Source organism: Sphingobium fuliginis (genome assembly GCF_015074805.1).
In the GTDB taxonomy this organism is placed as follows: Bacteria; Pseudomonadota; Alphaproteobacteria; order Sphingomonadales; family Sphingomonadaceae; genus Sphingobium; species Sphingobium fuliginis.
In genome coordinates this window covers 1,943,997-1,964,737 of sequence record NZ_CP060035.1, presented here as the reverse complement: position 1 = coordinate 1,964,737, position 20,741 = coordinate 1,943,997, and the positions used below count along the sequence as shown (strand labels likewise).

The following is a 20,741-nucleotide window of genomic DNA, read 5'->3' as shown; positions in this document are numbered from 1 at the left end:
TCTTCATGGGACGGTGCGCTCGCCGCAACCCGCATTGCATCGGGGACGTTTCCACCGACGACGGAATGGAATAGGCAGGGCAAGGAAAGAGAGGGACGAGATGCGGCTCGACGACGAACGGGAAAGCACCAATTTCGAGATCCAGGAGGGTCGCGGCGGCTTCGGCGGCGGAATGGGCGGCGGTCTGGGCCTGCTGCTGCCGCTGATCGGCAGCCGTTTCGGCTGCGGCGGGATCGTCGTGGTGCTGATCATTCTGGCGGTCATGGGCGTCAATCCCCTGAGCCTGATGGGGGGTGGCGGCCAGATGCCGCAGGGGAGCGAGGTCAGCCGCGACACGTCCAAACTCAGCGATATACAGCATTGGTCCCTGAAGGTGCTGGGATCGACCGAGCGCGTCTGGGGGCCGCTCTTCCAGCAGGCCGGCCGGCAATATCAGCCGACGGTCCTTTACTTCTATTCCCAGAGCGGCGTGTCGGGCTGCGGCGCGGCGCAAAGCGCCATGGGCCCCTTTTATTGCCCCAATGACCGCAAAGTGTATCTCGACACCGACTTCTTCACCGAACTGCGCCAGCGCTTCGGCGCCCCTGGCGATTTCGCCCAAGCCTATGTGATCGCGCATGAAGTCGGCCATCATGTGCAGGATCTGGAGGGAACTTTGGGCGAGGTGAACCAGCGGCAGCGCGCCGTCAGCGAGGAACAGGGCAATGCGCTGCAGGTGCGGGTCGAATTGCAGGCGGACTGTTATGCGGGCGTCTGGGCCAAGCGCACCGGCCTCATGGAATCGGGCGATCTGGAGGAGGGGATGAAGGCGGCGCAAGCCATAGGCGACGATACGCTGCAAAAGGCGGCCGGCCGCCGTCCCGTGCCGGAAAGCTTCACCCACGGCACCAGCGAACAGCGTATGACCTGGCTGCGCAAGGGACTCGACAGCGGCGATCCCGCGCAATGCGACACCTTCAAGGAAATATGAGGTCCGGCCTTATTCGGGCACCTCGTCGGACGGCTGCACGCCTTCGACCGGCGTCGGGTTCGATACGGGCGCAGCGGGCAGCCCTGCGCCCGGGGCGAGGAAGGGTCTGCCGGCTTCGGGCATGGGCTGGCCCAAGTCCGCAGCGCCCGGATCTTGGGCGCCGCTATCTTGGGGCGGCGTTGGGGACGGCGCGGCCTGGGCGGGCATCACCACGGGCGCTGAAGCCGGAACAATCGCAGCGGACGGCACGGCCTGACTGGATTGGGGCACGAAGCTTTCCACCGTCAATACGATGATCGGAGCCGCGATCAGGGTCACGGCGGCAAAGGCCTTGTAGATCATGGGGCGCGTCCATTCATGATCGCGTCATCATAGGCGCGGATCGTAAATAAAATGCTGTCGCCCCTTGTGAAGGTGGCTAGCCTAGACTGCGGCGGTCCCCTCGACGCCCCGCTCCTCCGCAGGAGCGCGGTGGGTCTGGGCCGATCCGACGGAAACTAATGCCGGTCGAGTTTCTCCAGCAGGTCGAGCATGTCGTCCGGAACAGCGCCGCTACCCGCACGGAAGGTCGAACGCAACGCATTGCCGATGCCCTCATAGGGCTGCGGAACGCCGATATTCAGGACGCGGCGGATCGCGCCATCCTGAATCCGGGCCGACCGGCTGAGGGGTTTTCGTTGCATTTCCATGGTAAGATAACTGCCAAGCGGCGCAAAAGTTTCTGGTGTTCGTCGCAATGGCACGCAATATCGGCTCCATTATGGGAGATTCATGGTGACGGACCGTTTGGCGGTCGCGGCAAGGATCAGGGCGCATTCGCCTTTCCTGGCCCGGCAATTGGATCGCTTTCCGGATGTTGCCGATCTGGTGGAGAGCGGAGATTTCGAGGGGGCCTGGGCCGCCGCGCAGCAGGTGGCGGCGCCCGATGACGGCATTGCCCGGTCGCTGAGGCGCAGGCGTGGCGCGGTGGCCCTGGTGACCGCAGCCGCCGATCTGGCGGGCGTCTGGGGACTGGACCGGGTCACGCGCACCCTGTCGGACTTTGCCGACCAGGCGCTGGAGGAGGCGCTGGCCGCCGCCATGGCGGAGCGCTATCCGGACGCGGAGAAGCGGGGCTTCGTGGTGCTGGCGCTCGGCAAGCATGGCAGCCGGGAACTGAACTATTCGTCGGACATCGATCCGATCCTGCTCTACGACCCGAAGACGCTGCCCCATGGCGAGCGGGAAGACCCGGCGGACGCGGCCGTGCGCATCGGCCGGCGGGTCAGCGAACTGCTGAATGCCCGGGACGGCGACGGCTATGTGTTCCGCGTCGACCTTCGCCTGCGCCCCTCTCCGGAGGCGACGCCCATCGCCCTGCCGGTGGAGGCGGCGATCGGCTATTATGAATCGACCGCGCTCGGCTGGGAGCAGGCGGCGTTCATCCGGGCCCGACCGGCGGCGGGCGACCTGCCGCTGGGCGATTATTTCATGCAGGCGATCCGCCCCTTCGTCTGGCGCCGCAGTCTGGATTTCGGGGCCATCGATGCGATCACGGACATCTCCCGCCGAATCCGCGACCATTATTCGCAGGGTCAGGCGTTCGGGCCGGGCTATGACCTCAAGCGCGGGCGCGGCGGCATAAGGGAAGTCGAATTCTTCGCGCAGGTGCACCAGCTCATCCATGGCGGGCGCGATCCTTCCCTGCGGTCGGGCAATACGCGGGAAGCCTTGCGTGCCTTGGCGGCCGCCGGCGTGTTCGAAGCGGAGGTCGCCGCCAGGCTGGACGAGGCCTATGTCCTCTTCCGCACCGTCGAGCACCGGTTGCAGATGGTGGAGGATCGCCAGACCCATGAATTGCCCAAGTCGGCCGAGGCGCTGGATAATGTCGCGCGCCTGCACGGGCTGGAGGATGGCGGAGCGCTGCTCGACCTGCTGCGCCCGCATGTGCAGTGGGTGGGCGGCAATTACGACCGGCTGACCCCAGCGACGCCCGATGAATCCCTATCGCTGGACGAGGAGAGGCTGAAGGCGCAGCTTGCCGAACTGGGTTTTGCCGATCCGGAAACGCCGCTGGCGCGGATCGCGCGCTGGCGATCGGGCACGGTCCGCGCATTGCGCAGCGGCGCGTCGCGGGAGGCGCTGGAGCAATTGCTGCCGGGCCTGATGCGGACGCTGGCAGCGGCGCCCGATCCGGCGCGAGCGCTCAACCGGCTGGACGATCTGGTCGGCCGCCTGCCGAGCGCGATCAACTTCTTCAAGCTGCTGGCGGCGCGACCTGGCCTTGTGGAACTGCTGGCCGAACTGCTGAGCCATGCGCCGACGCTGGCCGACGCGCTGGGGCGCCGGGCGGAACTGCTCGACGGGCTGATCGACACCTCCGCCTTCGATCCGCCGCCTCCTGTGGAGATACTGGCCGACCAGTTCGCCCGGCTGGAGGAGGGGGAGGATTATCAGGCGCTGCTCGACCGGGTGCGCCAACGGGTGAACGACCGCCGCTTCGCCCTGGGCGCGCAGATCATTCGCGGCGGCGATCCGCTGGAGGCGGGCCGGGGCTATTCCCGCGTGGCCGAAGCCGCCATCGAGGCGTTGGGCGCCGCCACCGTCGCGGAGTTCGAGCGCGCCCATGGAAAAGTGCCCGGCGGCGAGATGGTGATCCTGGCGCTGGGCCGGCTGGGCGGCGGAGTGCTGACCCATGCGTCCGACCTCGACCTCGTCTATCTCTTCACCGGCAGCTTCGAAACCGAATCCGACGGCGCGAAGCCGCTGGGCGCGACGCAATATTTCAACCGCCTTGGCCAGCGCATCACCAATGCCCTGTCGGTGCACACCGCGGCAGGCCCGTTATATGAGGTGGACACGCGCCTTCGCCCCTCCGGCGCGCAAGGGCTGCTGGCGGTCAGCCTGGACAGCTTCGCCCGCTATCAGCGGGAGGAGGCGTGGACCTGGGAGCATCTCGCGCTCACGCGCGCCCGCCCGGTCTTCGGCTCCGATGCCGCGCGCGCGGCGCTGGGCGCGATCCTGACGGAAACGCTTGAGCGGCAGCGCGATTTCGACGAACTGGCGCGCCACGCGGTGAAGATGCGGGGCGACATCGCGAGGCACAAACCGCCCGCGAGCGATCTGGACGTGAAGCTGGTGCCGGGCGGGCTGGTAGACCTGGAATTCCTGATCCACGTCACCCAGTTCCGCCACAATATGGCGTTCGACCCCGATCTGCGCGCCGCGCTGGAGCAGCTTACGGCGGCCGGCCACCTGCCGGGCGAATTGATCCCGGCCCATGATCTCATCACCCGCTTTCTCGTCGTTTCCCGCCTCGTTTCGCCGAAATCGACCGAACCTCCGCAAGCCACCCGGCCTCTCGTCGCGCGGGCCTGCGGCGTCGAAAGCTGGGACGCGCTGCTTGAAAGCTACGGTAAGGCCCGGCAAAGGGTCGGTGACGCATGGGCGGCGCTGGCCGCGCCCTTCAAGGAGGAATGACGATGCTGGATGTGGGCGACGCCGTGCCTGAAGTGACGCTGAAGGATGCGGATGGGGTGGATTTCACCCTGGCGCGCTACAGGGGCAAGCCCCTGGTCGTCTATTTCTATCCCAAGGCGGACACGCCCGGCTGCACCAGCGAAGCCAAGGATTTCACCGCGCTTGCTGCCGATTTCGCGGCATTGGGCGTGCCGGTGGTCGGCATATCCAAGGACAAGCCCGCCAAGCTCAAGAAATTCGCCGAAAAATACGGGCTGACCGTCACGCTCGCCTCCGACGAGCCGGGCGAGATGTGCGAGGCTTTCGGCACCTGGGTCGAGAAGTCGCTTTACGGCCGCAAATATATGGGGATCGAGCGGGCGACCTTTTTGGTGGGGGCTGACGGGAGAATCCTTCGCGTCTGGCCCAAGGTGAAGGTCAAGGGCCATGCCGCCGAGGTGCTGGAGGCCGGACAAGGCCTTTGACGCTTCCTGTTTCCATCGACAGCGTCGGCGCGGCTTGCGCCCATGTGCTGCTGACCCCCGATCCGTTGGCCAAGCTGATGGCGGCCCGGGCGGTCGCAAGGAACTGGCGGCTTGGGCGGCTGGCGCATCGCTTCGACGCCGCCATGCCGGATCGCCCGGCGCGCCCGGACAAGCCCGAACTTTTGCCGCCCAACCAGATGCCCAAGCGCGGCAGGATCGGTTCGGAACGGGCGCGGATCGCGATGCTCCATGCGCTTGCCCATATCGAATTCGTGGCCATCGATCTCGCCTTCGACCTGATCGGGCGGTTCGGGGCGGAATTCCCGCCGGAATTCACCGGTGAATGGATGCGGGTGGGCGCCGACGAAGCCATGCATTTCGCGCTGCTCGACCGGCGTCTGCGGCAGTTCGGCAGCTTTTACGGCGCTTTGCCGGCGCATGACGGGCTATGGCAGGCCGCGAGCGAGACGGCGCATGATGCGCTCGCCCGCCTTGCCATCGTGCCGATGGTGCTGGAAGCGCGCGCGCTGGACATCACCCCGGCCACCATCGTCCGCTTCCGGGGAGCGGGCGATGAAATGTCGGCGCGCATGTTGCAGAGGATCATGACAGATGAGATTCGCCACGTCTCCGCTGGGACGACATGGTTCGGCCATGCGACGAAACGACTGGGCGTGAACCCCGCAAAACATTACCAAATCCTTGTGAAACGCCACTTTCGGGGTGCGTTGAAACCTCCGTTCAACGACTCGGCGCGCCGACAAGCCGGTTTAACGCGGGAATTTTACACGCCGCTTGCACAATAAGGCGGGACATGTCCTCTTTGTTCCAGCGGGTGGCGGCATCAGCCGCATTTTGGAAACGTGGGGATTAGGCCGAGAGGCGCAAAGCCTCCGGTCGAGAGTCGGGGTCGGCATGTTGGTTCTTCATTCTGATAATGCGCGCGCTGCGCGATGGTTCCGTTCTGCACTTAAAATCGCTGGAGCGATGGGTATGGCGGGAGCGCTCTGCGCCGCAGTCCCGGCTCAGGCCAAGGCAGATGAAGACGATCCCTATGGCGATGCGTCGGAAATCAACACCAGCACGCTCGGCCCAGCCGATGTCGGCTTCTCCAATCTCTTCTCCAGCCTTCAGCGGCTCGACGGGCAGGCCAAGTCGAGCAACTACATCCCCTCCGGGCGTCCGGTCGAGAAACTCTCCCTGACCTCCAATTTCGGTGTCCGCTCCGACCCGTTCAATGGCGGCGCCCGCATGCACAAGGGCATCGACATCCCCGGCCCGACCGGCACCAAGATCTACGCGACCGCCGACGGCATCGTCAGCCGCGCCGGCTGGGCCAGCGGTTACGGCAATCTGGTCCAGATTTCTCACGGCGGCGGCATGGAAACGCGCTACGGCCACATGTCGAAGCTGCTGGTCGCCGCCAACAGCTATGTCCATCGCGGCCAGTTGATCGGCCTGATGGGTTCGACCGGCCGTTCCACCGGCAGCCATCTGCATTATGAGGTGCGCGTCGACGGCCAGGCGATCAACCCGATCCCCTTCGTGGCCGGACCCGATTATCTGGTGGCGATGAACACCAAGCCGCCGATCGCCATGGGCGGCCCGACCAAGGCCCAGGAAAAGGCGGCGGACTGAGCCGAACTTTTTTCTCTTTCCCAAGGCCCGGCACGCGAAAGCTTGTCGGGCCTTTTGCTTGATCCTATTTAAACGTCATGACCGACATCGATCTTACGCCCTCTGCCGCTGCCCGCGTGGCCGCCATTGCCGCCAAGCAGGGCAAGCCCGCCATTTTGCGTCTGGCAGTGGAGGGCGGGGGCTGTTCCGGCTTCCAATATCGCTTCGGTCTGGCCGAGGCGGTGGAGCCCGACGACATCATGGTCGAGCGCGACGGCGTGACGCTGGTGGTGGATGACGTCAGCATCGATCTGGTGCGCGGTTCGGCGGTCGATTTCGTGTCCGATCTGGGGGGCAAGGCCTTCAAGGTGACGAACCCCAACGCCACCGCCGGCTGCGGTTGCGGCACCAGCTTCTCGGTCTGATAGCGCTCTCTCCCCGTTCGGGCTGAGCTTGTCGAAGCCCTTCATTTCCTTAAAAGGGCACGCGCCGGTTTGATGCGATTCAGGCCGACCGAAAGAAAGACAGGCCCTTATGCGCATCGCCACCTTCAACATCAACGGAATCAAGGCGCGCCTGCCGCGCTTGCTGGAGTGGCTGGACGAGACCCGCCCCGACATCGCCTGCCTTCAGGAAATCAAGACCTCCGACGACACTTTCCCGGTCAAGGACATCGAAGATGTCGGCTATGGCGCGATATGGCACGGGCAGAAGGGGTTCAACGGGGTCGCCATCCTTGCGCGCGGCGAGACACCGGTGGAGATTCGCCGCGGCCTGGAAGGGGAGCCGGAGGACGAGCATAGCCGCTATCTGGAAGCCGATGTAAAGGGGCTGCGCGTCGCCAGCATCTACCTGCCCAACGGTAATCCGCAGCCGGGACCGAAATTCGATTACAAGCTGCGCTGGATGAAGCGTCTGCGCCTTCGCGCTGCGGAAATCTGGGCGGAGGAAGTGCCGGCGATCCTGGCGGGCGATTATAATGTCATTCCGCGTGACAGGGACGTCTATTCGGTCAAGTCGATGGCCGACGACGCGCTGATGCAGCCGGAAAGCCGCGCCGCCTATCGTCGCCTGCTGGGCGACGGCTGGACGGATGCCATCGCTTCCCGGCACCCGGCGGGCGGGATATGGACCTATTGGGATTATCAGATGAACGCTTGGCCACGCGACGCGGGGTTCCGGATCGATCATCTGCTGCTCAGTCCCGCCGCCGCCGACCGCCTGATCGACGCGCAGGTCGACAGGGATTTTCGTGGGCGGGAAAAGGCCAGCGATCATGCCCCTGTCTGGGCGGAACTGACCGAATAATTTTACCCGGACGTTATTGACTCTATTTTACCCGGATAATAAATGTTGTGCCGAAGGAGATTTCGGCATGACGCGCACTTTGACCGCCTTTGCGGGCGACCTCTGGATTGCGACGGGTGATGAGGAAGAGCTGCGCGCAACGCTTCATGCCATGGGGACGGAGGCGCAGTCTCTGCTGCTGTTCGACGACAGCACCGGGCGGCAGGTGGATATCGATCTGCGCGGTCCAGTGCAGGAGATTTCCCGCGGCCGGGGGCGGCCCCGGCTGGGCGTTCAGGCGCGTGAAGTGACTCTGCTCCCCCGGCATTGGGACTGGCTGGCGGCGCAGCCCGGCGGCGCGTCCGTGACGCTGCGGCGCTTGGTCGATGCGGCGCGCAAGGACGCGGACACAAAGCCATCGCCTCGCGCGGCGATGGACGCGGCTTATCATTTCCTGACGGTGATGGCGGGCGACCGGCCCGGCTATGAGGACGCCATCCGCGCGCTTTATGCAAGGGACAAGGCGGGGTTCGACCTTGCTGCTGCCGACTGGCCCCGCGCCATCCGGGATCATGGCGCGGCCCTTGCCCAGGGAGCATTCGACCAGAGCGCGCCGCGTTAAATCGGACGCTGGGCGTGGGTTCTAACTTTGCGTTGTCGCATCCTTTTCAACAGACATCGGTTCCCCACATCCCCACACAGCCTGCCAGCTTCAGCTTCTCGCCTTTTCCGCTACCTGAATTCCCGGCAGGGCCGCCGGATCGGCCATGTCCTGCCCGATCCACGCGCCGCCCTGTTTGAAATAGCTGATATGGTGGCCCCGCTGGAAACTGGCGCCGTCCCATACCACCACCTGCACTTCTATCTCGTCATGGCGGTGAACGTGCAGCCAGTTGAAGCTTTGCGGCTCGGCATTGCGCAGGCGGGTGGAGGTCGCCGTTCCCGCCTGGATCACCAGCGCGCCGCCCGAATGCGCCACCATCTTCTCCGCCGCCTCCGCATAGGTGCGATGGAAATGGCCGGCCAGCGCGATATGGATGCCTGCTTCCGCCGCCGCGCGTACGGCATCCTCATGCCTTCCGACAGCTTCGCTCAACTCGCCGCCCTTGCCGATCGGCATGGCGAAGAGCGGGTGATGGGTGACGAGGATGCGCGTCTTCTCCGGCGCGACCCGCGCGAATCTTTCGCGAAGCATGTCCATCTGGTCATGGTTGATCCGCCCATCCTTGATCGTCAGCGATCGCGCGGTGTTGAGCCCCAGTATCGCGACCGCATCATCCTCGTAAAAAGGGCACAGATCATTGCTGATATAATGTTTGTAGCGGTGCAGCGGCGCCCCGAAGCGGCGCGCCAGATCGTAGAGCGGAATGTCATGATTGCCTGGAACCACCAGCAGCTTCATGCCCGCCGATCTCAGCCGGTTGAGCCAGGCGGAGGCCTGCCGGAACTGTTCGCGCCTCGCGCGCTGGGTGAAATCGCCGCTGATGACCACCAGGTCCGGCTGATGCTGTTGCAGCCAGGCCTCTGTGGCGGTGACGATGCGGGGATCATGGGCGCCGAAATGAATATCCGACAGATGAGCGATGCGGGCCATGAACCATGAACGGGCAAGGCCTTTTATGGTTTCGGACCTTGGAGCGCAGTTGCGTGTTGTCGAGGCATGGAAACGACATCCCCGCCCGTCAGAAACCTGCCGCATGAGGCGGCGCTGATCGTCAATGTGCATTCCCGCCGGGGAGAAGCCCTGTTCAAGGATGCCAAGGCCAGGCTGGAGGAAGCGGGCCTGCGCCTGATCGCAGCCCATGCGGTGAAGGAGCCGGAGCGATTGCAGGAAACGGTGCGCAGGGCCATCGCGGACGGCGCGCCGATGGTGATCGTCGGCGGCGGCGATGGATCGCTGTCCGGCACTGTGGATGAGCTGGTGGGCAAGGACTGCGTCTTCGGCGTGCTGCCGCTGGGCACCGCGAACAGTTTTGCGCGGACGCTGGGCATTCCGCTGGATCTGGAAGGGGCGGTGGCGGTCATATCCGGCGGCCGGCGGCGGCGAATCGACCTGGGCATGATCGACCGGGACTATTTCGTGAATGCGGCCTCGCTGGGATTGTCCCCCCGGATCGGGGAGACGGTGCCGCACAAGTTGAAGCGTTATCTGGGACGGATCGGCTATCTGCTCTGGGCGGTCAAATGCTCCATAGGCTTTCGCGCCTTCCGGTTGATGCTGGACGATGGGATCAGGCAGCGTAGCATGTGGGCGACGGAAGTACGCATCCTCAACGGCCCCTATCATGGCGGGGTGGAACTGTCCGATCAGGCCGATGTGGACACCGGGGAGATCGTGATCCAGGCGGTGGTGGGGCGCAGCCACGCCCGGCTGGCCTGGGACTGGTACGCCAAATTCTTCAAGCTGCGCGACCGGGACGCGCAGACGGAGGAGTTTCGCGGCAAGGCGTTCCGGATCGAAACGGCGCCGCCGCAGAGCATTTCCATCGACGGCGAAGTGCTGGCGAAGACGCCGGCCATGGTGAAGATCGCGGCCGGCGCGGTGGATGTGGCGGTGCCTTAACCATTCTCCTTGGGCGGGCTTTCAGGCTGAATTCAGCATGGGCGCCAAAGCAGAAGCGTGCTTCTGCTCGCGTCCCTTCATCCCCTCCAACGGGAAGCCTATGGGATGCAGACAGCGCCTAAAGGGGCTTTTCATATACCTGATAGACCTTGTTCACCTTGCTCTCAATGGCGTCGGCAATGGCGTTCATGCCCTGATTGTCGTCCAGCACCCAGCCGATCTCGCCGCGCGTCGCGCCATAATGCGCGGTCGCGCTGCGGCGGATATATTCGATCATCATGAAGGCCAGCTGGCTCGCCATGCGGGAAGATTGCAACCGCTGCACCACGCCCATCAGCGGCACGCGCATGGTCCGCACCTTCGGCTTCCTCAGCCACCAGAGCAGTTTCGCCCAGCCGAAAGGAAAGAGCGAGCCGTTGAGCGGCGCTATCGCTTCGTTGAGATCGGGCAGCGTCATCATGAAGGCGACAGGCTCACCCTCCAGCTCCGCGATCATGATGAGGTCGTTGAACACAATGGGCTTCAACTGCTTGCCGAAATGGGCGACCTCCTCGTCGGTGATCGGCACAAAGCCCCAATTATTGCCCCAGGCGTCGTTCAGGATGCTGAGGATGATCGCCGCTTCGCTGTCGAATTTCGACTTGTCGACCTTGCGGATGCGGATGCGTTCGTTCTTCTCGCCCGACTGGACGATGCGCTGGATCAGCGGCGGGAATGGCCGGGTGATGTCCAGTTCATAAGTTTTGAGCTGCTTGACCGGCCGATAGCCCGCGTCCTCCACCATGGCGCGATATTCCGGCTTCGCATGGCCCATCATCACCGTCGGCCTGTGGTCGAAGCCTTCGATCAGCAGCCCCGGCTCCTCCCAGATCGACAGTGAGATCGGCCCCAGCACGCGGGTCATGCCCTTGGCCCGCAGCCACCCCTCCGCCGTCGCGATCAGGGCTGCGCCGGTTTCGGCATCCTCCGCCTCGAACAGACCGAAATTGCCGGTGCCCGGCCCCATGCCCTGCTCGGCGGGCTGGGCCAGCGCCAGATGATCGAGATGCGCCGACACCCGTCCGACGACCCTGTCGCCGCGGCGGGCCAGGAAATATTGCGCCTCGGCATGGCCGAAAAAGGGGTTCTTGCCCGGCGTGATCAGGCTGTAGACCTCATCCTTCAGCGGCGGCACCCAGTTGGGATCGCCGGCATAGAGCCGCCAGGGCAGATCGACGAAAGCCTTGCGGTCGGCCTTGGAAGTTACGGGGGTAATCACCAGTTCTTGATTGGCCACGGCGCAGGACGCTTTCGCTGGAGAGGTTTGGGCAGAGCAGTTCGGCGCTTGTTCCGGGAATGTCAATCGGGACATGAGCGGATGGGATCATCATGACCAAATCGTCATGTTGCTGCCCCAATTGCAGCGCATTTACCCTTTAGGAACCACGGCATGACTGTGCACGATCCCCTTATTGCAGCCGCGTCGCGGACGAAAAGCGCGATCCCCGACGATGCGGCGATGCTGCGCGCGGCGGCCGACCTGACCCGCGAACTGTCGACGGCCCGGCCCGCCATCTATTGGCCCGACATGCTGGCATCGGCTTTTGTCGGCTATGCCGCGCTGGCCGGGGCGATCCTGACCGGCGATGCCGCTCTCATGCTGGCGTTCGGCCTGGCGGCGATGCTGGCGCTTTATCGCGCGGCCAGTTTCATCCATGAGCTGACCCACATCCGCAAGGGCGCGTTGCCGGGTTTCCGCCTTGGCTGGAACCTGATCGTCGGCATCCCCCTGATGATCCCGTCATTCATGTATGAAGAGGTGCATACGCAGCATCATGCCCGCACCCGCTACGGCACGGCGAATGATCCGGAATATCTGCCGCTCGCGCTGATGAAGCCCTGGTCGCTGCCGCTGTTCATCCTGGTGGCGGCGCTGGCGCCGTTGGGCCTCATCCTGCGTTTCGCCGTGCTGACGCCGCTCAGCCTGATGGTTCCGCCGCTGCGGCGAAAGGTGGTGGCGGAATTTTCCGCGCTCTCGATCAACCCCGCCTATCGCCGCCGCGCGCCGGAGGGAGACTTTGCCCGCCAGTGGACGTGGCAGGAGGCGGGCGCGTGCCTCTTCGCGCTGGCGCTGGTCGGCAGCGTCTTCGCCTTCGGATGGAAGCCGCTGCTCACCTATATGGCGGTGCATTCCGGCATGACCGTCATCAACCAGCTCCGCACGCTGGTCGCGCATCTGTGGGAAAATGAGGGCGAGGCGATGACCGTCACCGCGCAATATCTGGACTCGGTGAATGTGCCGCCGCCGTCGCCCTTCGCCGCGATCTGGGCGCCGGTGGGGCTGCGCTACCATGCGCTGCATCATCTGCTGCCGAGCGTGCCCTATCACGCGCTGGGGGAGGCCCATAAGCGGTTGGTGGCGACGCTGGCGAGCGAGTCGCCCTATCACAAGGGCAACTATCCCGGCATGTGGCCGCTGGTGGGGAAGATCGCGCGCTCGACGATGGCGAAGCGTTAACTCCACCGCCCCCGCTGGTGCTCCCGAGAGGGCAGGAGCATGTCATCCCGGGAGGGGGAGGATTATTCCTCCGTCCGGAACAGCACCGTCTCGCCCACCAGCAGGAACAGCAGAAACGGCGCCCAGGCCGCCAGAAAGGGCGGATAGGCCCCGAGGTTCCCCATGGCGAGCGAGAAATTGTCCGCCACGAAATAGGCGAAGCCGAGCGCCATCCCCATCACCGCGCGCACGAACAACTGTCCCGATCGAGCCAGCCCGAAAGCGGCCACCGAACCCAGAATCGGCATCAGCAGCGCCGACAAAGGTCCCGACAGCTTGTGCCAGAGGCTGCCCTCCAGCTCCGCCGTCGGCCGCCCCGCATCATGCAGGTCGCTGATCGCCGCCTGCAACTGGCCGAAGGTCAGCGCATCCGGGTCGACCTTCGCCAAGGTGAACTGATCGGGCCGTATGTCGTGGCCAAAGCGCACCGTGCCGATCTGCCGCTCCGTCCCACGCGCGACGTCGAACTGCCGCGCGTCCTCCAGCACCCAGCTTCTGGCCGAAGCGTCATAATGGCCCCTGGGCGCCTGGACGATGGTGGTCAGCGTGTTGTTGATCCGGTTGAATATCTCCACCTTGCGGAGCTGGACCGCCGTGCCCCGTCCGGCGACGATGGCGGCCGTGACCAGATTATTGCCGTCGCGCACCCATGGGCTGGTCTTGACCCCGCTGTCGGGGGGCAGGGGGCCGTAGTCGACGGCCTGCCAAGCGGAAAGGCGGGCGGTGGACCGCGCCACGATCCGTTCGTTGAAGGCATAGCTGATGAGCGCCACGCCCAGCGCCGCGGCCAGCAGCGGCGCCAATATCTGGTGCGCAGACAGCCCCGCCGCCTTCATCGAGATGATCTCGCTGTTCTGGTTGAGGCTGGCGAGCATGATCAGCGTGCCGAGCAGCACCGAAAAGGGCAGGAAGCGGGCGACGATCTGCGGCGCCCGCAGCGCCACATAATGCCATAATTGCGCATCGCCATTGCCGGCATAGGCAAGGATGTCGCCCGATTCGCCCAGCAGGTCGAGCGTCTGGAGCACCGCGACCAACATCGCCAGCACCGCGAAGGTCCGGGTCAGGAACAGCCGCGCCATGTACCAGCTAAGCTGGCGCGACGGAAAGAAGTTGAGCTGATGCATGGGTCAGGCGGCTCCTTCCGCCGGGGTTTCCGCCCTTGGCCGCCGCCGGACGAGGCCGATCAGCCGCAGGAACTGCTTGGCGATCTTGGCGAAGGCATATTCCAGCGCGGCGATCGGCTGGCCGCCGGGCCGATGCGCGATCACATGGTACATCCACAGGATCAGCCCCGCGAACAGCAGGAACGGCCCCCATAGCGCGATGATCGGATCGATCCTGCCCAGCGATCCCACGCCCTGCCCATATTCGTTGACCTTGTGATAGGTCACGATGAACACGATGGAGAGGAACACGCCGAGCGCCGATGTGGACCGTTTCGGCGGAATCGCGAAGGCGAGCGCGGCCAGCGGCAACAGCAGCATCATCGCCACCTCCACCATGCGGAAATGGAAATTGGCGCGGATCTCGTTGCGCAGCTTGTCGGGCGTCCCCGGATCATGGCCGATCACCACCAGTTCGGGGATGGTCTTTTCCCGGTCGACGTCGCGGCCGCGGAACTTCTCGATCTGCGGCAGGTCGATGGGCAGGTCGTGGCTGGAGAAGGACAGGATTCGCGGCGACTTGTATTTGGGCGCGTCGTTCACCAGCACGCCATCGCGCAGGCGGAAGATGATGGTGTCGGGATCGTCGGTGGCGAGGAAACTGCCCTGCGCCGCCGTCACCGCCACGGTCTGGCCGTCCTTGCCGACGGCGCGCACGAAAATCCCTTGCAGATTGCGGCCCTCGTCCAAGCTGCGTTCGATCCGCAGGGTCATGCGCTTGCCCAGATTGGTGAATTCGCCCACCTTGATCGACGCCCCCAGCGCGCCCGACCGCAATTCGAAGCGCAGCGCCTCATAGGCATGGCGGGACAGCGGCTGGACGAAGCCGACAATGCCGAAATTCAGCAGCGCCAGTGCGATCGCAAACATATAGGGCACGCGCAGCAGCCGGCCGTAGGACAGGCCGACGGCCCGCATCACGTCCAGTTCCGACGACAGGGCCAGCTTCCGGAAGGCGAGCAGGATGCCCAGCATCAGGCCGATGGGAATGCCCAGCGACAGATATTCGGGCATCATGTTCGCCAGCATCCGCCACACGACGCTGACCGGCCCGCCCTCCGCCGCGACGAAGTCGAACAGGCTCAGCATCTTGTCGAGCACCAGCAGCATGGCCGAGATCACCAGCGTCCCCAGCATGGGCAGGGCGATCAGGCGGGCGAGGTATCTGTCGGTGGCGGTCAGCATTTCTCTATGTGGTCGTCCCATCACCATGATTTGGCCGCAAACCCCCCCCATATGCGAGTCAGGTAAGTTGCGGGGCGAACAGGGGCTCGCCGTCCGGTGTCACTGGGCGGCTATAGCTTCACGGAGTTGGATGGTCATGTTCAAAGTTGCAGTGGGTCTGATGTCGGTAGGGGCATTGTTCGCCGCCGCCCCGGCTATCGCCCATGGTATGGAGATCGGCAACGACCTGGAACGCTGCTCCACGGACGCCAAGGGCCCGGCGGTTCTGGTCGACGTGCGCGGCTTCGCTGCCTCGACCGGCAAGGTGCGCGTGCAATCCTATCCCGCGACGAAGGCGGCCTGGCTCGCCAAGGGCGAATGGCTGGGCCGTATCGACGTTCCGGTGAAGGCCAGCAACGGCGCAATGCGTTTCTGCATGCCTGTGCCGCAACCCGGCAAATATGGCATCGCCGTGCGCCACGACCGCGACGGCAACGGCAAGACGGACATTTCGCGCGACGGCGGCGGATTTTCGAACAATCCGTCGATCAGCATCTTCAACCTGGGCAAGCCGGGGGTCGAAAAGGCCGCCTTCTATGCAGGGCCGGGCGTGACGAAGATCACCATCAACCTCAAATATATGTGATCCCCGACCATGGTCCGCGTCGCCCTTTTGTCCAACCCCAAATCCACGGGCAACCGGCAGACGCTTCCGCGCGTGCGCAGCTATTGCGCCAGCAATCCAGACATCTTCCATTATGAGGTGGAGCATGTCGACCAGATCGGCCGGGCGCTCCAGACCATCGCCCGCGTCGATCCCGTCGTCATCGTCATCAACGGCGGGGACGGCACGGTGCAGGCGGCGTTGACGGAACTGTATCAGGGCGAGCATTTCAAGGGCCGCGTGCCGCCCATCGCGGTGCTGCCCAACGGCAAGACCAATCTGATCGCGCTGGACCTCGGCATCCATGGCGATCCGATCAAGGCGCTGGAACGGATCGTCCAGATCGCCAAGGCGGGCGTCGACGACCATGTCGTGGCGCGCGAGCTGATCGCCCTGTCGGACGGGCAGGCGGAAAGCCGGCCGGTGCTGGGCATGTTCCTGGGCGGAGCGGGGCTGGCCGACTACATGCTCTATTGCCGCAACCAGATCTATCCGCTGGGCCTGTCCAACGGCCTCAGCCATTTCCTGACCGTGATCGCGGTGCTGGTGTCGCTGATCTTCGGCATCCGCGCCCGATTCCTGCCGCAATCCAGCCGCCCGGTGCGGATTTCCCTGATCCGCGACGGGCAATTGGCGGGGCGTTTCGCCGTGCTGATCGTGACGACATTGGAACGATTGCTGCTTGGCGTGCAGCCGGGGGACAGCCGGCGCGGCAATATGAAGCTGATGGCGGTGGACCAGAGCCTGTCCGCCCTGCTGCGCCTGTTCTGGGCGAGCATCACCAGACGGGTCGGCAAATCGCAGATGCAGGGCATCCATCTGGAACAGGGCGATGTCATCCGCATCGAGGGCGACCATAGCAGCGTCATTCTGGACGGCGAACTGTTCGAGGCGTCGGAAGGCAAGCCCATCGTCCTGCGCTCGACAGAGCCGGTGCCTTTCTTGAGGTTGGCGGCCTAGAAGCGGCGTGAAGGCTGGTTGGCCGTCATGGCGCGTTGGGAAGGATTTCACGCCGAAATTGAAGGGCACGCCTCAAAGTTTTCCTTTTCTTCCCGAAAGCAGCGATTGCCAAACGCCTGTCGTCCGCCTATTGAGCGCACAGCATCAAGAGTTGGGACGACGCCCAACGCCAACCTGCCGATCCGGGCAAGGTGGCACTCCGTGAAGGAGGATGTGGCCGATCCGGCAACCAAGCGGACCCAAGCCACATCGTGAAGCGTCGCTCCGGAACAAGGAATGACGTGAAGTGCCGATCAAGATAGCCGACGACCTGCCCGCCCGCCGCACATTGGAGGCCGAGGGCGTGGTCGTCATGCGTGAAGCCGATGCCGTCCGGCAGGACATTCGCCCGCTTCGCATCGCGCTGCTCAACCTCATGCCCGACAAGATCAGCACGGAGACGCAGCTTGCCCGGCTGCTCGGCGCGACGCCGTTGCAGGTCGAACTGACGCTGGTGCGGATCAGCGACCATGTGTCGCGCAACACCTCCGCCGACCATATGGCATCCTTCTACCGCCCATGGAGCGACGTCCGGGACGAGCGGTTCGACGGCTTCATCATCACCGGAGCGCCTGTGGAGCAGCTCCCTTTCGAAGCGGTGAGCTATTGGGACGAATTGCGCGCCATATTCGACTGGACGCAGACCCATGTGCATCGCTCGCTCAGCATCTGCTGGGCGGCGCAGGCGGCGCTGCATCACTTCCATGGCGTGGAGAAACATGGGCTGGAGCGGAAGGCGTTCGGTGTGTTCCGCCATCATGTTCATGTGCCGTCATCGCCCTGGATGCGGGGTTTTTCGGACGATTTCCGCGTTCCCGTGTCGCGCTGGTCGGAGGTGCGGCGGGAGGATATTCCGGAAGGGCGGGGATTGCAGATATTGGCGGAGAGCGACGAATCGGGGCTTTGCTTGATCGGCGATCCGGGGCGCGGCTTCCTGCACATGTTCAACCATCTCGAATATGACACGATGACGCTGGCGGAGGAATATGCGCGCGATGGGGCAAGGCAGTTGCCCGCCCATTATTTCCCTGACGACGATCCTGCGCAGGCGCCGCAAAATCACTGGCGCAGCCACGCGCATCTGCTGTTCGGCAACTGGATCGACGAAATGTACCAGACCGTGCCCTTCGATCTGAATGCTGTCGGGCAGGCGCCGGTGTTGTCGGCGGCTTAAGGCGCTCTTCGCGCGAATGGAGCCCGGAGAGGGCGGACCGATACCGCGAGCAGGCTGAACGCTCCACATGCGAGAGCGCGCTGCGTTACATCGGGCGCGGGCCCCGCTCTCCAAGTTTCCGTAGGCTCAGGACAGGCTTTTCTGCACGCTACTCTGGGGTGTGTGGGGATTCAGTTCAGGGTGGAGCGAAAATGGTGGATTTCGAGAACCGGCGCGGAGCCTACTCAAAGTAGGTGAGCACCGGAAGCGCAGAAAGCCGCCATTTGCAGCCCGCCATGGGCTGAATCCCCACACACCCTAGCGGAGAACGGCCTTTGCAATCAGGTTGCGGGCATAGCGCCATTGGAAGAGGGCGATGATCAGGATTATGGCCGGAAAGATCGCGGCCGTGGGGCCCTTCACCGCCAGCAGGTCGGTGTGGATGAAGCTGTAGCCGAACTGCACGACCACGGCGAGGATCGAGAGCAGGAACAAGGGCGCGGCGGCGGCTTTGCGGAGCAGCAGCAGGAGCGCGCCCAGCGTGCCCGCGCCGACCGCAACTGCATAAGCGGTCCAGGCCCAGCCGGGCATGGAGGCGAAGATCCTGGCGCTATAGGGATCGGTCTTCGCCAGTTGCCCGAGGTCCGCGCCATATTGCATGATGAAGGCGGCTACCCCCGTCAGGTTCCAGAGCAGCAACAGGATTCCGATGGCTCGAAAGGATCGTGGCGCTGTCATGGCGGTTCCCCCTATATCGGCGGTCTCCCTGTCGGGACCGCCGGGATGGATCATAGCGGCTGACGGGATTTTGCGAAAGGAGATGCCGGATTTTGGCGGGTGAGTCCTTGGCGGCGCCGATCGTCGTGACGGCTTTGATGGGCGCGGCGGATTTCGCTTGGGCGGACGGTTTGCGCCGCGCGCATTTTCCGGCGGAGCGCAATCTGGTGCCGGCGCATATCACGCTGTTCCATCATCTGCCGCTCTCCGCCCTGGCGGAAGTGGCGCTGCGGCTGAAGCGGCTCTGCGCGGGTCCGCCGCCGGGCGCGAGGCTGGCGGAGGTGATGCTGCTGGGGCGGGGGGTCGCCTATAGGGTGGAAAGTCCGGAGCTGATGGCGATGCGGGAGGAACTAGCGGAAGCCTTCGCAGGATTGTTGTCGTCGCAGGATCGGGGGCGGCCGCGCTTTCACGTCACCGTGCAGAACAAGGCCGAACCGGCTGAGGCAAAGGCGCTGGCCACCGAATTGCGGCGGGGCTTCCACCCAAGGCCGCTTGCCATCGTCGGCCTTGCTGCCTGGCATTATCGCGGCGGACCCTGGGAATTGGCGATGAAGGCCAGCTTTCGGGGCTGACCTTCATCCTTCCGGTCAGGCGAGGCCGACTTCCTTGAGCGGCACGTTGGCATCGGCAAGCTGCGCCTGGTCCAGCACCGCGCCCGAAATGACATGGGCGCGGCCCTGCACATAATCCTTGACCGCATTGACGCAGTCGAGCGCTATCAGCTTGCCGCCCTTCAGATACAGGACGGAGAAGCTGCGGGTCGCCGGATCGCCGCGCAGGATCGTCTGGTCGTGCCCGATCGACAGGCCCACGGTCTGAAGCTTCAGATCATATTGGTTCGACCAGAACCAAGGCACGGCGTGATAGGGTTCTTCCTTGCCCATGATGTGGCTGACCGCCGTCTTCGCCTGATCATTGGCGTTCTGAACCGATTCGAGCCGGATTTGCGCGCCGCGTGCAAAGCCGTTGGCATGGGCGGCGCAATCGCCCACCGCATAGATGTCGGGCAGGCTGGTGCGGCAATATTCATCCACGTCCACGCCATTCCCCCCGACCGCGCCCGCCGCGATCAGCGGGCCCGTTTCGGGGACGATGCCGATGCCGACGATCACCATGTCGGTTTCGATCCGCTCGCCATCCTCCATCAGCACGGCGGTCGCCCGAGGACCATCCTCTGCGTCGGTGACTTCGATGCAGTCCATCCGCGCCCCGGTGCGCAGGTCGACGCCATGGGCGCGATGCTCCGCCTCGTAGAAGCGCGACAATTCCTCTCCCGCCACGCGCGCCAGCACGCGGTCCAGTGCTTCGAGCAGCACCACCTTCTTGCCGAACTTGCTGAGCACGGCCGCCGCTTCCAGCCCGATATAGCCGCCGCCGATCACGGTCACATGATCGATCCGGTCGAGCTTCGCCATCATCGCGTCGACATCGTCGCGGCGGCGCACGGCATGGACATTGGGCGCGTCGGCCCCGTTGCAGGTCAGCATGCGCGGGGAGCCGCCGGTGCACCAGATCAGCTTGCCATAGCCGATTTCGCGGTCGCCCGCCGTCACGAACTTGCCCGCCGGATCGACAGCCTTCACGCGCAGGCCGAGCAGCATGTCGATCTTGCGTTCTTCCCAGAAGCTGGCCGGGCGGATCAGGATGCGGTCGAAGCTCTTGTCGCCGGCAAAATATTCCTTGGAGAGGGGCGGACGCTCATAGGGCGGGTCCTTTTCATCGCCTATCATCGCGATGGACCCTTCGAAGCCGAGCTGGCGCAGCGAAATGCCCGCCTGCGCCCCGGCATGGCCGGCACCTACGATCAGAACGTCATAATAGCTCATCGACGCGCTATCCCCTCATTTTCCTGTTGCCGCGTGCTTGGCGCGCTTTCGCGGGGCTGGCAAGCGGATTGTCGTTCGATGCCGCCCCGATATGGG

At 64.6% G+C, this 20,741-nt stretch carries 22 protein-coding genes and 1 riboswitch; of the genes, 14 read left to right on the top strand and 8 right to left on the bottom strand.

Annotated elements, in window-relative coordinates:
• Positions 1–100 precede the first annotated feature (100 nt).
• Positions 101–970 carry a KPN_02809 family neutral zinc metallopeptidase gene (gene ypfJ / locus H5V43_RS09455; RefSeq protein ID WP_025549730.1) on the top strand — a complete coding sequence of 290 codons (870 nt, stop codon included), beginning with the start codon at positions 101–103 and terminating at the stop codon, positions 968–970.
• A 9-nt stretch (positions 971–979) separates the two neighbouring features.
• Here ypfJ and H5V43_RS09450 read toward each other — a convergent pair whose 3' ends face one another.
• The gene (locus tag H5V43_RS09450; RefSeq protein WP_025549731.1) at positions 980–1,312 is read right to left on the bottom strand and encodes a hypothetical protein; all 333 of its coding nucleotides are present in this window, start codon (positions 1,310–1,312) and stop codon (positions 980–982) included.
• A 155-nt stretch (positions 1,313–1,467) separates the two neighbouring features.
• Positions 1,468–1,659, bottom strand: a complete 192-nt coding sequence (locus tag H5V43_RS09445; protein ID WP_025549732.1) for a hypothetical protein — start codon at positions 1,657–1,659, stop codon at positions 1,468–1,470.
• Between the two features lie 82 nt (positions 1,660–1,741).
• On the opposite strand from H5V43_RS09445, the gene H5V43_RS09440 reads away from it, so the two are divergent.
• The 7 genes from H5V43_RS09440 (at position 1,742) to H5V43_RS09410 (ending at position 8,419) form a co-directional block, all read left to right on the top strand.
• A complete protein-coding gene (locus H5V43_RS09440) occupies positions 1,742–4,429 on the top strand; it encodes a bifunctional [glutamine synthetase] adenylyltransferase/[glutamine synthetase]-adenylyl-L-tyrosine phosphorylase (RefSeq protein ID WP_025549733.1) in 2,688 nt (895 codons plus the stop codon).
• A 2-nt stretch (positions 4,430–4,431) separates the two neighbouring features.
• Entirely contained in the window at positions 4,432–4,893 is a 462-nt protein-coding gene (gene bcp, locus H5V43_RS09435) for a thioredoxin-dependent thiol peroxidase (protein WP_025549734.1), read from the top strand.
• Positions 4,890–5,699: a ferritin-like domain-containing protein gene (locus H5V43_RS09430; protein WP_048577353.1), complete on the top strand. Its 810-nt coding sequence runs from the start codon at positions 4,890–4,892 to the stop codon at positions 5,697–5,699. Before bcp ends, H5V43_RS09430 begins: the two co-directional genes overlap by 4 nt.
• Before the next feature lie 109 nt (positions 5,700–5,808).
• The gene (locus H5V43_RS09425; RefSeq protein ID WP_025549735.1) at positions 5,809–6,531 is read left to right on the top strand and encodes a peptidoglycan DD-metalloendopeptidase family protein; all 723 of its coding nucleotides are present in this window, start codon (positions 5,809–5,811) and stop codon (positions 6,529–6,531) included.
• A 77-nt stretch (positions 6,532–6,608) separates the two neighbouring features.
• A complete protein-coding gene (erpA, locus tag H5V43_RS09420) occupies positions 6,609–6,935 on the top strand; it encodes an iron-sulfur cluster insertion protein ErpA (RefSeq protein WP_025549736.1) in 327 nt (108 codons plus the stop codon).
• 109 nt (positions 6,936–7,044) lie between these two features.
• Positions 7,045–7,818: an exodeoxyribonuclease III gene (xth, locus tag H5V43_RS09415; RefSeq protein WP_025549737.1), complete on the top strand. Its 774-nt coding sequence runs from the start codon at positions 7,045–7,047 to the stop codon at positions 7,816–7,818.
• 67 nt (positions 7,819–7,885) lie between these two features.
• Positions 7,886–8,419, top strand: a complete 534-nt coding sequence (locus H5V43_RS09410; RefSeq protein ID WP_099186026.1) for a DUF2239 family protein — start codon at positions 7,886–7,888, stop codon at positions 8,417–8,419.
• A 90-nt stretch (positions 8,420–8,509) separates the two neighbouring features.
• Here H5V43_RS09410 and H5V43_RS09405 read toward each other — a convergent pair whose 3' ends face one another.
• Positions 8,510–9,391, bottom strand: a complete 882-nt coding sequence (locus H5V43_RS09405; protein WP_025549738.1) for a metallophosphoesterase family protein — start codon at positions 9,389–9,391, stop codon at positions 8,510–8,512.
• Between the two features lie 66 nt (positions 9,392–9,457).
• Here H5V43_RS09405 and H5V43_RS09400 point away from each other — a divergent pair, with 66 nt between their 5' ends.
• Positions 9,458–10,360 carry a diacylglycerol/lipid kinase family protein gene (locus tag H5V43_RS09400; protein WP_025549739.1) on the top strand — a complete coding sequence of 301 codons (903 nt, stop codon included), beginning with the start codon at positions 9,458–9,460 and terminating at the stop codon, positions 10,358–10,360.
• Between the two features lie 118 nt (positions 10,361–10,478).
• Here the strand turns inward: H5V43_RS09400 and H5V43_RS09395 are convergent, their stop codons facing one another.
• Complete coding sequence (locus tag H5V43_RS09395) at positions 10,479–11,636, bottom strand: hypothetical protein (RefSeq protein WP_044660032.1); 1,158 nt, start codon at positions 11,634–11,636, stop codon at positions 10,479–10,481.
• Between the two features lie 153 nt (positions 11,637–11,789).
• Here H5V43_RS09395 and H5V43_RS09390 point away from each other — a divergent pair, with 153 nt between their 5' ends.
• Positions 11,790–12,857, top strand: a complete 1,068-nt coding sequence (locus H5V43_RS09390; RefSeq protein WP_025549740.1) for a fatty acid desaturase family protein — start codon at positions 11,790–11,792, stop codon at positions 12,855–12,857.
• 62 nt (positions 12,858–12,919) lie between these two features.
• Here H5V43_RS09390 and lptG read toward each other — a convergent pair whose 3' ends face one another.
• Together lptG and lptF are read right to left on the bottom strand one after the other, a co-directional pair.
• Complete coding sequence (lptG, locus tag H5V43_RS09385; protein ID WP_025549741.1) at positions 12,920–14,023, bottom strand: LPS export ABC transporter permease LptG; 1,104 nt, start codon at positions 14,021–14,023, stop codon at positions 12,920–12,922.
• 3 nt (positions 14,024–14,026) lie between these two features.
• Positions 14,027–15,247, bottom strand: coding sequence for an LPS export ABC transporter permease LptF (gene lptF, locus H5V43_RS09380; RefSeq protein WP_025549742.1), 1,221 nt, complete (start codon positions 15,245–15,247; stop codon positions 14,027–14,029).
• Between the two features lie 130 nt (positions 15,248–15,377).
• Between lptF and H5V43_RS09375 the strand changes: the two genes are divergently transcribed.
• The 3 genes from H5V43_RS09375 (at position 15,378) to H5V43_RS09365 (ending at position 18,063) form a co-directional block, all read left to right on the top strand.
• Positions 15,378–15,872 (top strand): DUF2141 domain-containing protein, encoded by a 495-nt coding sequence (locus H5V43_RS09375; RefSeq protein WP_025549743.1) that lies wholly within the window; start codon positions 15,378–15,380, stop codon positions 15,870–15,872.
• A 9-nt stretch (positions 15,873–15,881) separates the two neighbouring features.
• Positions 15,882–16,850: a diacylglycerol/lipid kinase family protein gene (locus H5V43_RS09370; RefSeq protein ID WP_025549744.1), complete on the top strand. Its 969-nt coding sequence runs from the start codon at positions 15,882–15,884 to the stop codon at positions 16,848–16,850.
• A gap of 136 nt (positions 16,851–16,986) precedes the next feature.
• Positions 16,987–17,093: riboswitch (SAM-I-IV-variant riboswitch) on the top strand.
• Positions 17,094–17,136: 43 nt separating this feature from the next.
• Positions 17,137–18,063 (top strand): homoserine O-succinyltransferase, encoded by a 927-nt coding sequence (locus H5V43_RS09365; RefSeq protein WP_025549745.1) that lies wholly within the window; start codon positions 17,137–17,139, stop codon positions 18,061–18,063.
• Positions 18,064–18,360: 297 nt separating this feature from the next.
• Here the strand turns inward: H5V43_RS09365 and H5V43_RS09360 are convergent, their stop codons facing one another.
• Positions 18,361–18,780 carry a hypothetical protein gene (locus tag H5V43_RS09360; RefSeq protein WP_025547765.1) on the bottom strand — a complete coding sequence of 140 codons (420 nt, stop codon included), beginning with the start codon at positions 18,778–18,780 and terminating at the stop codon, positions 18,361–18,363.
• Positions 18,781–18,887: 107 nt separating this feature from the next.
• Here H5V43_RS09360 and H5V43_RS09355 point away from each other — a divergent pair, with 107 nt between their 5' ends.
• On the top strand, positions 18,888–19,391 hold the full coding sequence (locus H5V43_RS09355; RefSeq protein ID WP_025547763.1) for a 2'-5' RNA ligase family protein: 504 nt from the start codon (positions 18,888–18,890) through the stop codon (positions 19,389–19,391).
• 15 nt (positions 19,392–19,406) lie between these two features.
• Here H5V43_RS09355 and H5V43_RS09350 read toward each other — a convergent pair whose 3' ends face one another.
• Positions 19,407–20,645: an NAD(P)/FAD-dependent oxidoreductase gene (locus H5V43_RS09350; RefSeq protein WP_025547761.1), complete on the bottom strand. Its 1,239-nt coding sequence runs from the start codon at positions 20,643–20,645 to the stop codon at positions 19,407–19,409.
• Between the last annotated feature and the right edge of the window lie 96 nt (positions 20,646–20,741).

Coding starts and splice junctions, on each gene's coding strand:
- ypfJ (WP_025549730.1), top strand. CDS start 101: ATGCGGCTCGACGACGAACGGGAAAGCACCAATTTCGAGATCCAGGAG.
- H5V43_RS09450 (WP_025549731.1), bottom strand. CDS start 1,312: ATGATCTACAAGGCCTTTGCCGCCGTGACCCTGATCGCGGCTCCGATC.
- H5V43_RS09445 (WP_025549732.1), bottom strand. CDS start 1,659: ATGGAAATGCAACGAAAACCCCTCAGCCGGTCGGCCCGGATTCAGGAT.
- H5V43_RS09440 (WP_025549733.1), top strand. CDS start 1,742: ATGGTGACGGACCGTTTGGCGGTCGCGGCAAGGATCAGGGCGCATTCG.
- bcp (WP_025549734.1), top strand. CDS start 4,432: ATGCTGGATGTGGGCGACGCCGTGCCTGAAGTGACGCTGAAGGATGCG.
- H5V43_RS09425 (WP_025549735.1), top strand. CDS start 5,809: ATGTTGGTTCTTCATTCTGATAATGCGCGCGCTGCGCGATGGTTCCGT.
- erpA (WP_025549736.1), top strand. CDS start 6,609: ATGACCGACATCGATCTTACGCCCTCTGCCGCTGCCCGCGTGGCCGCC.
- xth (WP_025549737.1), top strand. CDS start 7,045: ATGCGCATCGCCACCTTCAACATCAACGGAATCAAGGCGCGCCTGCCG.
- H5V43_RS09410 (WP_099186026.1), top strand. CDS start 7,886: ATGACGCGCACTTTGACCGCCTTTGCGGGCGACCTCTGGATTGCGACG.
- H5V43_RS09405 (WP_025549738.1), bottom strand. CDS start 9,391: ATGGCCCGCATCGCTCATCTGTCGGATATTCATTTCGGCGCCCATGAT.
- H5V43_RS09400 (WP_025549739.1), top strand. CDS start 9,458: ATGGAAACGACATCCCCGCCCGTCAGAAACCTGCCGCATGAGGCGGCG.
- H5V43_RS09390 (WP_025549740.1), top strand. CDS start 11,790: ATGACTGTGCACGATCCCCTTATTGCAGCCGCGTCGCGGACGAAAAGC.
- lptG (WP_025549741.1), bottom strand. CDS start 14,023: ATGCATCAGCTCAACTTCTTTCCGTCGCGCCAGCTTAGCTGGTACATG.
- lptF (WP_025549742.1), bottom strand. CDS start 15,247: ATGCTGACCGCCACCGACAGATACCTCGCCCGCCTGATCGCCCTGCCC.
- H5V43_RS09375 (WP_025549743.1), top strand. CDS start 15,378: ATGGTCATGTTCAAAGTTGCAGTGGGTCTGATGTCGGTAGGGGCATTG.
- H5V43_RS09370 (WP_025549744.1), top strand. CDS start 15,882: ATGGTCCGCGTCGCCCTTTTGTCCAACCCCAAATCCACGGGCAACCGG.
- H5V43_RS09360 (WP_025547765.1), bottom strand. CDS start 18,780: ATGACAGCGCCACGATCCTTTCGAGCCATCGGAATCCTGTTGCTGCTC.
- H5V43_RS09350 (WP_025547761.1), bottom strand. CDS start 20,645: ATGAGCTATTATGACGTTCTGATCGTAGGTGCCGGCCATGCCGGGGCG.